Genomic DNA, 11,875 nt, shown 5'->3' with positions numbered 1-11,875 from the left:
ATGAGAACTTATTAAACGAATTGATTCCTTCCCAACTAGTAAAGGGTTTGGATTATTATTTCGGTAGTTTGAAGGAGAATGTCTGCATGCTCGTTGGTTGCATGGAAGGTAAGGAAAAATATACCAACTCCAAGTCACCATTTTATGGTTTCAGGAAGGGGGGAAAATATGTATAGGGAACAGCCGGTCCCGGACTTTTCACCCCATCCGTTTGCGGTGTGGTTCTTCATCATTGTGTTCGGCATACCATTTGTCGCACTGTTGGTCTGGTCGATTATAAAACCTGATCAAAGCTATTTGTTTGGCAGACGTTGGATGTTCAATGGGGAACCAAAGGTTTCTGAATTAGGCGCCTTTTGGATTCGGCTTTTATCCATCATTATGTTGATTATTACATTGATATCTTTTATAGACTGGATAGTTCGTTGAGTTAATCGACTAAGTACGATGAAAGATACTTCCTGTAATGAAGAGGGGGGATCAACCGACAGCAGAAAATTATTCCTGTGCCACTCGTGTGCCACTCGGCAAAAAACGGGCAACAATTGCCAGCCAGGCGAAATTTGCTCAGGTAGTGTCAATATCCATAAATCGAAGACGACCCACGGAGGCAAGGTGCGCAGATTTCCGACGGGAATAGCGAGAGCTGAAGCCCTGCTCTGCGGAAAGCGACGTACCTTGCCGGTGTGGATATTTACCATCTATGCTATTTTTCGCTTATTAAAAGTGTCTCAGGTCTATCAGAAGTCCTTCTGTGTGTATGCTTCCGCTTTTTTTGTATTGGCGAAATGAAGCTTGGCAATTTCCCCCAATGCTTGCTTTCCATGTCTTTGAATGATTCTTGCTGCAGTCTGGTCGACTTTTTGGGATGCGCCTTTAGGTAATTCGATCCCCATTTTTTTAGATAGTTTATTCATCTCGTTCACAAAGCTGGCTCTGGCTAGTATCGATCCCGCCGCCACAGCAATAGAGTGACTTTCCGCCTTTGTCATAAAGTATACATTGTCTTGAAGAACAGATCTTTCTGATTTTAAATGATTGATATAGACGCCTGGCTCGGAAAATTGGTCAATCAAAATCCCGGAAGGCCGTTCGGGAGCGATTTTTTTAGAAACCTTTTCAAGGGCATGATGGTGCAGCATCGTTTTCATCTTTCCTTGAGACCAGCCTTTTGCCTGAAGTCGATTGTATTTCTCATTTCTAAGAACGACTAATGAATAAGGGATCGACTGGGCAATCAGCGCCTTGGCAATTGCCGAGATTTTTTCGTCCGTCAGATTTTTGGAATCTTTTACTCCCAGTTCTTTCAACAATGGTATTTGCTCAGCAGTAACATAGACTGCCGCAACCGTAATCGGACCGAAAAAGTCTCCAGTACCTGCTTCGTCTGATCCGATATGGGAGCTTGTGAACAGTCCCTCCGGCGGGGCATAAGCATGTTTTTTTCTCGCTGTCTGTTTCGTTTTTAAAGGACTCTTTCCGTTTTTGTCCTCCCACTTACTTGCTTCCTTATCAGAACCCTTGCCTTGAAAAAGGACTTTTCCGGACTTATATGCAGTTATGGAACAATCTGGGGTTTTGGCAGCAAAGACAGAACCTGGTGGAGCGGTTTTCATTCGATCCTGATAAAAAGCTTTCATTTTTTCAATTATTTCATTATTCAATTTCAAAACTACTTGCGGCAATTCGATCTCCCCATTTCCTTTCGGATATATAAATTATAACAGTTTCCTGATGGATGGAATAATCACGTCACATTAGTTTCCTAAATGACAATCTTCGTGTTAATATTAACTTTAGGATTTTATCACAATCATGCTTCAACGGTAAAATGGTTCCGGTTTCCGAAAAACCATGTTAAAGCGAAAGTTAGACGCAGTTGGTGAAAACAAACTAATAGCGGACGACGCTGATTGAACATATGGTAGCTATGAGAACAAGGGGGGAAAAACGTGTCCCAATCTGACAAAACACGTACTACAGTAGAGATACACAATCGTTCCTATACAATTGTAGGAGATGAGGCTGCTCACCATGTCAGGATGGTGGCGAGTCTTGTCGATCAGCAAATGAGGGAAATACAGGAAACAAATCGAAGCCTGGATACGACAAGGCTTGCGGTGTTGACAGCTGTCAACACGATGAACGATTATTTAAAATTGAAGGAAGAGTATACCGAACTGTTAGGTTCAATTAAACAGAAAAAGGAACAAGATAACAATGATTGATTTAATTTTGATTGTCATTCTCATTTTTGGCTTTTTTACAGGCCTTAAACGAGGTTTTATTTTGCAATTATTCCATTTGATTGGTTTTATTGCCGCCTTTATCATAGCGGCGGCTTATTATGACGATTTAGCACCGAAGCTGAAACTTTGGATTCCCTACCCGGATATGCCGGATGATGCTTCGTGGGGAATCTTTCTTGATTCCCTCCCGTTGGAGACAGCTTTTTATAACGCCATAGCGTTTGCTATCATCTTTTTTGCGGTGCGGATTGCGCTTCAAATCATCGCTTCCATGCTGGATTTTGTAGCAGCTTTGCCGATTTTGAGTTCCATCAATGGTTTACTGGGTGGTATCCTCGGGTTTGTTGAGGTATACCTGCTGGTTTTCCTGCTATTATACATCGGAGCTCTGCTTCCGATTCAATTCGTCCAGACTATTCTGGAGCGATCAATGATTGCCTCCTTCATGATCGAACATACCCCTTTTATCTCGGGACAGCTAAAAGCTCTATGGTTCGAACATGTAGCTGGATTATTTCAGGCTAAATAATAGAATGCCGGTATTTACGCTCCGGCTGAAGAGGCTGTTCCAACAGGCAGTTATCTCCTAACACTGCACTGCATGGCGCGTGGCTGGATGAAACCAGTTACTGTGCACTCCGTGGAGCGGAGATATCAAACTGTCAATGGGGGTAGTCTCTTTTTACTCGCTGGGACTGGTAATGAGATATCATCTATATAGGAACCCTTCTAGAATGAAAGCAAATAAAAGGACGGTGCCAAGGATGGAAATAAATAAAAAAGATGTCATTAAACTGTTGGAAAAAATAGCTGTTTACCTGGAGTTGAAAGGGGAGAATCCTTTCAAAATATCTGCCTACCGAAAAGCAGCCCAAGCTTTGGAAACAGACGACCGCTCGCTGAATGAAATCGATGATTTCACGAAAATAACTGGAATAGGAAAAGGTACAGCCACTGTCATCGACTCTTTTATCGCCAATGGAGAATCGGACACCTTGAGACAACTGCAAGAAGAAGTACCGGAGGGCTTGGTGCCGCTTCTGAATTTGCCTGGCTTGGGTGGAAAAAAACTCGCCAGGCTTTATCAAGAACTGGGTGTAGTGGATGCAGCCAGTTTAAAAGAAGCATGTGAAACAGGCAAGGTCGAGGCATTGAGCGGTTTCGGGAAAAAATCAGCCGAAAAGATAGTCAAAGCGCTGGACGAGGCAACCAACCGGCCTGAACGTCTCCCGATTGCATTCATGCTGCCAATCGCAGAAAAAATTGAAGGGTATTTGCAGCAAATAGAACCGATCCTCCGTTTTTCCCGGGCCGGAAGTATCCGCCGTATGAGTGAAACAATCAAGGATCTCGATTTTATCATTGCAGCCGACCGACCGGAAGAGGTAAGGGATGCCTTGTTACAGCTGGAAAACATAAAAGAAGAAATAGCTACCGGAGATACAAAGGTTTCTGTCGTCCTTGAAGAAGGATATGATGTAAATGTGGATTTTCGGATTGTAGCTCCTGAAGAATTCGCAACGACGCTCCATCACTTTACAGGCTCGAAGGACCATAACGTCGCCATGCGGCAGCTTGCGAAAGCTCAAGGAGAAAAGATCAACGAGTACGGCATTGAAAACAGTGAATCTGGAAAAATCATCACTTTTGAAACAGAACAGCAATTTTTCGAACATTTCGGCCTTCACTTTATCCCGCCCGAAGTCAGGGAAAACCTGGGCGAAATAGAGGAATTCCGTTCTTCTGTACGATTGGTGGAACCGGCTGATATACGCGGAGATTTGCATATGCACACAACTTGGAGCGATGGTGCCCAGTCCGTCGAGGAGATGGTGGGAAAAGCAAGAGAACGCGGCTATGAGTACATTGCCATTACGGATCATTCCAAATATCTTAGGGTTGCCAACGGATTAGATGAAGATCGGTTGAAAAAACAGGCAGAAGAAATAGCGCGGTTGAATGATAAATATTCGGATATCCATATTTTTGCGGGAGTGGAAATGGATATCCTGCCAGATGGTTCACTCGACTTCAGTGATGATTTTCTTAAGGAGATGGACTACGTCATCGGTGCAATTCACTCCAGCTTTTCGCAATCTCAGGAAAAAATCATGAACCGATTGCTGGCAGCTGTTGAAAATCCTTATGTCAATGTCATTGCCCACCCTACAGGAAGGTTGATTGGACGGCGTAAAGGTTATGCGGCAGATGTGGACATGCTGATTGACAAAGCCAGGGAAACAGGAACAGTTTTAGAGCTGAATGCCAATCCGAATCGCCTCGATTTGTCATGGAAGTGGCTGCAGAAGGCCCAGGAGAAGGGAGTAAACATTGCAATCAATACAGATGCGCACAGCTACCATACTTTAGAGTTTATGGATGTGGGGGTCGGCTCTGCAAGGAAAGGCTGGTTGAGACCTGAATCTGTGATTAACACGTGGACGAAGGATGAATTAGTGACTTTGTTTAACCGTAACAAATAAAAGGCTTGAGGGAAAAGCCTTTCGAATAAAAGGAGTTTATATTCATGAACGAAAGAATTTACCAGGTACTTGAATATAAGAAAATCATTGACATGCTTACAGATCAAGCAGCCTCTTCATTAGGAAAGGAACTGGCTGCATCCTTGAAGCCCTCCCACGAATTGGAGAGAGTCAATCGGCTGCAAGCGGAAACGGATGAAGCAGCTCAAGTACTGAGATTGAAAGGTTATGTTCCGCTGGGCGGTATTTTTGATATTAAACCAAGCATCCAGCGCACGATTATCGGGGGCGTTTTGAATCCTGGCGAATGTCTTGATATTGCCAGCACCATTTATGGCGGAAAGCAAATGAAATCTTTTATCGCCGAGATGGAAGAACCGGAACTGCCGATTATCCGGGAGTTTACCGATCAAATTGTCCCACTGAATGAATTGGAGCGACAAATCAAGAGCTGTATTGATGATCATGGCCATGTGATGGACGGTGCTTCTGATAAATTGCGGACCATCAGGTCGAAAATCCGGACGAATGAAAGCCGTGTACGTGATCGCCTGGAAAATTACACAAGAACCAAATCGAAAATGCTGTCCGATGCGATAGTCACGATACGGAATGAGCGCTATGTTTTACCGGTAAAACAAGAATACCGAGGAGCCATTGGAGGTATTGTGCATGATCAGTCTTCCTCCGGTGCCACTTTGTTTATTGAACCGCAGGCAGTGGTTGATTTAAACAATCAGTTGTCGGAGGCAAGGGCCGAGGAGAAAAATGAAATAGAACGTATCCTGCGCGGCTTGTCGGAACGAATTGCAGAAGATCAGGAATTTTTGTATCAAAATGTGGAATCCCTCGGTCAAATTGATTTCATGTTTGCACGGGCAAAACTCGGTAAACAAATGCGTGCCGCTATGCCGACCATGAATGATCAAGGTATTATCAGGATGAAGCAGGCCCGGCATCCATTGATTCCAGAAGATGAAGTGGTTGCGAACGATGTGGAACTTGGGGAGACCTATACCTCCATTGTTATTACAGGACCGAATACAGGTGGAAAAACAGTCACATTGAAAATGATCGGGCTTTGTACGTTGATGGCTCAATCAGGATTACAGATACCGGCGATGGACGGTTGTGAGCTTGCCGTATTTTCCAATGTGTTTGCCGATATCGGAGATGAACAATCGATAGAACAAAGCTTGAGTACTTTTTCTTCTCATATGACAAACATCGTCGAGATTCTGAAACATGTCGATAGTCAAACGCTTGTATTGTTTGATGAATTAGGAGCGGGCACAGACCCGCAAGAGGGTGCTGCCCTCGCTATGGCGATCCTTGACGAAGTAATCAGGAAAGATGCTCGGATTGTTGCCACGACACATTATCCGGAATTGAAAGCTTATGGGTATAACAGGGAAAATGTCATCAATGCATCTGTTGAATTTGATGTTCAAACCCTTAAACCGACATACCGGTTGCTTATAGGCGTGCCGGGTCGAAGCAATGCCTTTGAAATTTCCCGGAGACTTGGACTTGATGAGGAAATCATCAGCATTGCCAGGAACCATATAGGAACAGATTCGAAAAGTGTTGAAAACATGATTGCTTCTTTAGAAGAATCAAGGCGTGGCGCAGAACAAGACTATGAAGCTGCCAGCAGGACCCTCGATGAAGCAGAGCGTTTAAAACAGGATCTCGAAAAACAATGGCGGGACCTTGAAGAAAAACGGGAATCGGTATATAGAAAAGCTGAAGAAAAAGCAGAAAAAGCCTTGCAAAAAGCTCGCGAAGAGGCGGAGACAATTGTCTCCGAGCTTCGGTCTATGAAGCAAAGCGGTTTGAAAGAACATGAGTGGATCGAAGCGAGGAAAATGCTGGACGAAGCACAGCCACAATTAGCGAAAAAGCGACAGACGACGTCAAAGGAAGAGAAACAGGAACACCAGGAATTGCATCCAGGTGATGAAGTCAAACTTTTAACCATCAATCAGCAAGGGACGATTTTAGAGAAAGTGAATGACAAGGAATTTCTCGTCCAAATTGGTATAATGAAAATGAAAGCAAAGCAAAAGGACTTACAATTTGTTAAACGGGAACAACCTTTGGTCGAAAAACCAATGGCAACGGTGAAAGGTTCCAGCTATCGTGTCAAGACAGAACTGGATCTCCGGGGAGAAAGGTATGAAGATGCCTTACAGCAACTGGAGAAATATGTCGATGATGCCCTGTTAGCCGGGTATCCACGAGTGTCGATCATCCACGGGAAAGGAACCGGTGCCTTGAGAAACGGGGTACAGGAATTCGCCAAAAGACACCCGCGTATCACCAATTATCGTGCAGGTGGTATGAATGAAGGAGGGAGCGGTGTCACGGTTTTAGAATTTTAATTTTTAGCGATCAATCAGGTCCCGGGTGAGAAAATGCCCGGGAGCGAATCGCTTGAGATTGGATAAAGACTCACAGCATTCAAAAAGGGAGTTGTAACCATGACCGGGTTTTGGGAAAATACGCTCGTCGAAACTGCAGCAAGATACAGTGTTTCTATTTTATGTCTGGTTTTGTTTCTTGCTGTTTTCGAAATCGTCACTTCTTATAAAAATTGGGAAGAAATCAAAAACGGAAACATGTCAGTAGCGATGGCTACCGGCGGGAAAATATTCGGTATAGCCAATATCTTCAGGTATTCCATCGAACATAATGATACACTTTTACAAAGTATCGGTTGGGGGATGTTCGGATTCTTTTTGTTATTGATCGGATACTTCATCTTTGAATTTTTGACACCTACATATAAAATCGATGATGAAATTGCCAGTGATAACCGGGCGGTGGGGTTTGTGTCAATGGTTATCTCGGTCGGTCTATCTTTTGTCATCGGAGCAAGTATCGGATAAATAGAGGGGGAGTTACTGCATGGAAACATTGGCAAAGGTCCTGGTGGTGGTTGCTGTCGTATTTCTCATTGTCGGAATCATCTACATGGTGAATGTGTCTTGAGGAGCGGACTTCACAGGAGTTCCGGGAATGGTGGAAAAATAAAAAACATTTCAAAAAACAGCTGAAAAAGTTATAATGAACTTAATACAAAAAAGGAGGTAGTTGGATGGGCAATGAAAAACCGTGGTTGAAACAGTATCCTGCCGATATCCCAACGAGCATTCGCTATGACGAGAAACCTCTGCATGAATACTTGGAGGAAAGCGCTCTGAACAACCCAAAAATGAAAGCGCTTTATTTCATGGGCAGGGAAATGACGTATGAAGAAGTCTATGAGCAGGCTTTGAAATTGGCAGGATTCCTCCAATCTCTTGGTATCAAAAAAGGGGACCGCGTTGCGATTATGCTGCCAAATACTCCCCAGGCTGTCATCGGCTATTATGCGGTACTGATGGCAGGAGGGATTGTCGTTCAAACCAATCCCCTTTACCAGGAACGTGAATTGGAATATCAACTCCAGGATTCCGGGGCAAAAGTTATCATATGCCTTGACATTTTGCTTCCTCGTGTCTCCAAAGTAAAGAAAAATACGGCGTTGGATCACATAGTAGTGACCCAAATCAAGGAATACCTGCCTTTCCCTAAGAATTTGCTCTACCCTTTTATCCAAAAAAAGCAGTACAATATGGTTGTAAAACTGGAGGCGTCCGCCGATACGCATCTCTGGAGCCAGGTGATTTCCGAAACGGGTCGGAGATTGGAAGCTTGTGCCATTGATCCGAAAGAGGACCTTGCTTTATTGCAATACACAGGAGGGACAACCGGATATCCGAAAGGCGTCATGCTGACCCATTATAACCTTGTCTCCAACGGGTTGATGTCCAAAGCCTGGCTTGGAAGCAAACAGAAAAGGGATATCGTAATGGGAGTACTTCCTTTTTTTCATGTTTATGGGATGACAACCGTGATGAACTATTCTATTATGACTGGTTCGAAAATGATCCTTATGCCGAAATTTGAACCGGAGGATGTCTTGAAAACAATTGAAAAACAAAAACCAACTGTTTTTCCGGGTGCTCCGACTATTTATATCGCCCTGCTTCATCATCCACGGCTCAAGCAGTACGATCTATCATCCATCGAAGCATGTTTAAGTGGGTCGGCACCACTTCCGGCAGAAGTGCAGCAACAATTTCAAAAAGTGACGAAAGGAAATCTAGTGGAGGGCTATGGATTGACCGAATCATCTCCCGTCACCCATTCCAATTTCTTGAACGGTAACAATGTCAGTGGCAGTATCGGTGTGCCTTGGCCTGACACGGATGTTAAGATAGTCGACATGGAGTCGCTTCAGGAGTTGCCATACGGAGACATAGGGGAAATTGCCGTAAAGGGGCCCCAAGTGATGAAAGGGTATTGGAACAGAGAAGAAGAAACGGAACAGGTATTGAAAGACGGCTGGCTCCTTACAGGGGATATCGGCTATATGGATGAACGAGGGTACTTTTATGTGGTCGATAGAAAAAAAGATATGATCATTGCCGGCGGATATAACATTTATCCGAGAGAAGTGGAAGAGGTGCTTTATGAGTTTAATGGAGTGCAGGAGGTAGTCATTGCAGGGATACCTGACGAATATCGCGGTGAAACGGTAAAGGCCTATATTGTTCCGAAGCTTGGGGTGCAGCTGGATGAAGAAGAGTTGGACCGATTTTGCCGCAAACATTTAGCCGCTTACAAGGTTCCGCGTATTTATGAATTCATGGATGAACTGCCGAAAACAGCCGTTGGGAAAATATTGCGCAGGAAGCTGGTCGAGGAAGATAAGAAGAAATTGGTGCGGGAAGCAACCAAAACGGTTTGATACTCATGAGAGTTCCAGACTTGGCGAAAGCCAGGTTGCAATTTTAATAGACAAGCTCAACATGGTTGACAGAAGAAGTGGGCACTTGTAAAATAAAGGTGAATGATTATTCATTCATTATAAGAATTTCCACTAGGAGAATGTAACAATGAAAAACACCAAACCAAAGTTCAACCAGATTATTGATGCAGCTGTAGAGGTTATAGCCAAGAATGGATATCATTCATCACAAGTGTCCAAGATTGCAAAAAAAGCAGGGGTGGCAGACGGAACCATTTATTTATATTTCAAAAATAAAGAGGATATCCTCGTCTCCTTGTTTCAAGAAAAAATGGGCCAATTCATCGAAAGAATCGAACAGGAAATAGCGGAAAAGAGCAATGCCGAAGAAAAATTGCTTGAATTAATCCGGCTGCATTTCAGTCAGCTTGGAGCCAACCTTCCCTTGGCTATTGTAACCCAGTTGGAGCTGCGCCAATCCAATCCCGAACTGCGAAAAAAAATCAATGAAGTATTGAAGCGTTATTTAACCGTCATTGACAGTATCATCGAAGAAGGGGTGGAAGAGAAACTGTTTCAGGAAGATTTGAATAAAAAGTTGGTCAGGCAGATGATTTTCGGAACCATTGATGAGACAGTCACCAACTGGGTGATGAAGGATCATAAATACAGTTTGGCGGATCAGGCTGAGGAAGTTCACGAGCTTCTGATCAACGGAATCTCAAAAAGATAACCTTTAAGGGTGGCAAGGAGGAGAAAGAATGGGTACTATTCACTATCAAAAGTCGGGACAGGTGGCCAGTCTCACAATCAGTAGTCCGCCTGCCAATGCTTTGTCCCGTTCCATTTTGGAGAAACTAGAATCCATATTAGACGAGATGGAACAAGCACAAGACACCAAAGCGATTATTTTAAAAGGGGAAGGGAAATTTTTCTCGGCGGGAGCTGACATAAAGGAGTTCACTTCCCTTCAACAGGCGGAAGATTATAAAGCACTGGCCAAACAAGGGCAAGTACTGTTTAACCGGATGGAGGGGTTCAAGATTCCTATTATTGCCGCTATTCATGGAGCGGCTTTAGGTGGCGGGCTTGAATTGGCAATGGCCTGTCACATCCGGCTCGTCAGTGAACAAGCAAAACTTGGCCTTCCAGAACTGACAATCGGAATTATTCCCGGATTTGCCGGAACGCAGCGTTTGCCTGCTTATGTAGGAGCCGCGAAAGCATATGAAATGATTTTGACTGGTGAACCGATCAGCGGGAGCGAAGCTGCCGAATATGGACTTGCCAATCATAGCTATCCCGAAGAAGTATTGTTTGAAAAGGCTGAAGAACTTGCTGCAAAAGTGGCAGCGAAAAGCGGGCCGACCATCCATCGTGTGATGAAGCTGATTCCTTACACGAAAAACAGTAATTTTCAGGAAGGGATTGAAGCAGAGGCGGAAGCGTTTGGGGAGATTTTCGGAAATGAAGATGCCAACGAAGGAATACGTGCTTTCATAGAAAAGAGAAAGCCGAATTTTCGAGACAAATAGAAAGGATGATAAGATGAATATCTATGTGCTTTTAAAAAGAACGTTTGATACGGAAGAAAAAATCAACATTCAACAAGGCAAGATCGATGAGGACGGAGCGGAGTTCATTATCAATCCGTATGATGAATATGCCGTAGAGGAAGCGATAAACCAGCGCGATCAACATGGCGGTGAAGTAACTGTAGTGACCATTGGGGAAGAGGATTCCGAAAAACAATTGAGGACTGCGTTGGCGATGGGAGCGGACAAGGCCGTTCTGATCAATACGGAAGACGATTTGGAGGCAGGAGATCAGTTCACTACCGCAAGAATACTGGAAGCTTACTTTGAGGGTAAACAGCCTGATCTAATATTGGCTGGAAATGTTGCCATTGATGAAGCTAGCGGTCAGGTGGGCCCAAGACTTGCAGAAAGACTGGGGATGCCTTATGTAACAACAATCACCAATCTGGAGATCAAAGGAGAAAGCGCTGACATAGAGAGGGATGTCGAGGGGGACGTGGAAAAAGTCCAAACAAGTCTGCCGCTTCTGGTAACTTGTCAACAAGGATTGAATGAGCCGCGGTACCCATCCCTTCCAGGCATCATGAAAGCAAAGAAAAAACCTTTGGAAGAGCTGGAACTAGATGATCTTGACTTGGATGAGGACGACGTGGAACCGAAAACGAAAACAATCGAAGTATTCCTTCCACCAGAAAAAGCGGCGGGCAGAGTGCTGGAAGGAGAAGTCAATGACCAGGTAAAAGAACTGGTGTCATTGCTTAAAACAGAAGCCAAGGTATTATAAACAAGCAGAAGGGAAGGAGCATG

11 protein-coding genes are annotated in these 11,875 nt (G+C 44.1%); 10 read left to right on the top strand and 1 reads right to left on the bottom strand.

The features are described 5' to 3' along the window. Positions 1-168: 168 nt before the first annotated feature. Positions 169-429: a DUF6199 family natural product biosynthesis protein gene (locus F6X55_RS16160; protein WP_051382004.1), complete on the top strand. Its 261-nt coding sequence runs from the start codon at positions 169-171 to the stop codon at positions 427-429. Positions 430-740: 311 nt separating this feature from the next. Here the strand turns inward: F6X55_RS16160 and rnhC are convergent, their stop codons facing one another. Further along, on the bottom strand, positions 741-1,685 hold the full coding sequence (gene rnhC, locus F6X55_RS16155) for a ribonuclease HIII (RefSeq protein WP_153464729.1): 945 nt from the start codon (positions 1,683-1,685) through the stop codon (positions 741-743). A gap of 267 nt (positions 1,686-1,952) precedes the next feature. Between rnhC and zapA the strand changes: the two genes are divergently transcribed. From zapA to F6X55_RS16110, 9 genes are all read left to right on the top strand, one after another. Beyond that, positions 1,953-2,228, top strand: coding sequence for a cell division protein ZapA (gene zapA / locus F6X55_RS16150; protein ID WP_153464727.1), 276 nt, complete (start codon positions 1,953-1,955; stop codon positions 2,226-2,228). Further along, entirely contained in the window at positions 2,221-2,778 is a 558-nt protein-coding gene (locus F6X55_RS16145; RefSeq protein ID WP_026569756.1) for a CvpA family protein, read from the top strand. The genes zapA and F6X55_RS16145 overlap by 8 nt, the downstream gene beginning before the upstream one ends. Before the next feature lie 235 nt (positions 2,779-3,013). Next, complete coding sequence (gene polX / locus F6X55_RS16140) at positions 3,014-4,732, top strand: DNA polymerase/3'-5' exonuclease PolX (RefSeq protein WP_153464725.1); 1,719 nt, start codon at positions 3,014-3,016, stop codon at positions 4,730-4,732. Between the two features lie 44 nt (positions 4,733-4,776). Continuing rightward, positions 4,777-7,116 carry an endonuclease MutS2 gene (locus F6X55_RS16135; RefSeq protein ID WP_153464723.1) on the top strand — a complete coding sequence of 780 codons (2,340 nt, stop codon included), beginning with the start codon at positions 4,777-4,779 and terminating at the stop codon, positions 7,114-7,116. A 99-nt stretch (positions 7,117-7,215) separates the two neighbouring features. Then, positions 7,216-7,623: a DUF350 domain-containing protein gene (locus F6X55_RS16130; protein WP_026569759.1), complete on the top strand. Its 408-nt coding sequence runs from the start codon at positions 7,216-7,218 to the stop codon at positions 7,621-7,623. A 209-nt stretch (positions 7,624-7,832) separates the two neighbouring features. Continuing rightward, positions 7,833-9,530, top strand: coding sequence for a long-chain-fatty-acid--CoA ligase (locus F6X55_RS16125; RefSeq protein ID WP_153464720.1), 1,698 nt, complete (start codon positions 7,833-7,835; stop codon positions 9,528-9,530). Between the two features lie 148 nt (positions 9,531-9,678). Continuing rightward, positions 9,679-10,263: a TetR/AcrR family transcriptional regulator gene (locus F6X55_RS16120; RefSeq protein WP_026569761.1), complete on the top strand. Its 585-nt coding sequence runs from the start codon at positions 9,679-9,681 to the stop codon at positions 10,261-10,263. A 28-nt stretch (positions 10,264-10,291) separates the two neighbouring features. Further along, positions 10,292-11,065, top strand: a complete 774-nt coding sequence (locus tag F6X55_RS16115; protein WP_153464718.1) for an enoyl-CoA hydratase — start codon at positions 10,292-10,294, stop codon at positions 11,063-11,065. A 13-nt stretch (positions 11,066-11,078) separates the two neighbouring features. Beyond that, positions 11,079-11,852, top strand: coding sequence for an electron transfer flavoprotein subunit beta/FixA family protein (locus tag F6X55_RS16110; protein WP_026569763.1), 774 nt, complete (start codon positions 11,079-11,081; stop codon positions 11,850-11,852). The last annotated feature ends 23 nt before the right edge of the window (positions 11,853-11,875 follow it).

Origin of the sequence: Sediminibacillus terrae (genome assembly GCF_009602435.1) — a bacterium.
Taxonomy (GTDB): domain Bacteria; phylum Bacillota; class Bacilli; order Bacillales; family Amphibacillaceae; genus Sediminibacillus; species Sediminibacillus terrae.
The sequence above is the reverse complement of the archived record's forward strand: the minus strand, read 5'-3'. Positions and strand labels throughout refer to the sequence as shown.

What these genes read in the sequence shown, in the direction of transcription:
- F6X55_RS16160 (WP_051382004.1), top strand. Translation starts at nt 169, where the DNA reads ATGTATAGGGAACAGCCGGTCCCGGACTTTTCACCCCATCCGTTTGCG.
- F6X55_RS16145 (WP_026569756.1), top strand. Translation starts at nt 2,221, where the DNA reads ATGATTGATTTAATTTTGATTGTCATTCTCATTTTTGGCTTTTTTACA.
- polX (WP_153464725.1), top strand. Translation starts at nt 3,014, where the DNA reads ATGGAAATAAATAAAAAAGATGTCATTAAACTGTTGGAAAAAATAGCT.
- F6X55_RS16135 (WP_153464723.1), top strand. Translation starts at nt 4,777, where the DNA reads ATGAACGAAAGAATTTACCAGGTACTTGAATATAAGAAAATCATTGAC.
- F6X55_RS16130 (WP_026569759.1), top strand. Translation starts at nt 7,216, where the DNA reads ATGACCGGGTTTTGGGAAAATACGCTCGTCGAAACTGCAGCAAGATAC.
- F6X55_RS16125 (WP_153464720.1), top strand. Translation starts at nt 7,833, where the DNA reads ATGGGCAATGAAAAACCGTGGTTGAAACAGTATCCTGCCGATATCCCA.
- F6X55_RS16120 (WP_026569761.1), top strand. Translation starts at nt 9,679, where the DNA reads ATGAAAAACACCAAACCAAAGTTCAACCAGATTATTGATGCAGCTGTA.
- F6X55_RS16115 (WP_153464718.1), top strand. Translation starts at nt 10,292, where the DNA reads ATGGGTACTATTCACTATCAAAAGTCGGGACAGGTGGCCAGTCTCACA.
- F6X55_RS16110 (WP_026569763.1), top strand. Translation starts at nt 11,079, where the DNA reads ATGAATATCTATGTGCTTTTAAAAAGAACGTTTGATACGGAAGAAAAA.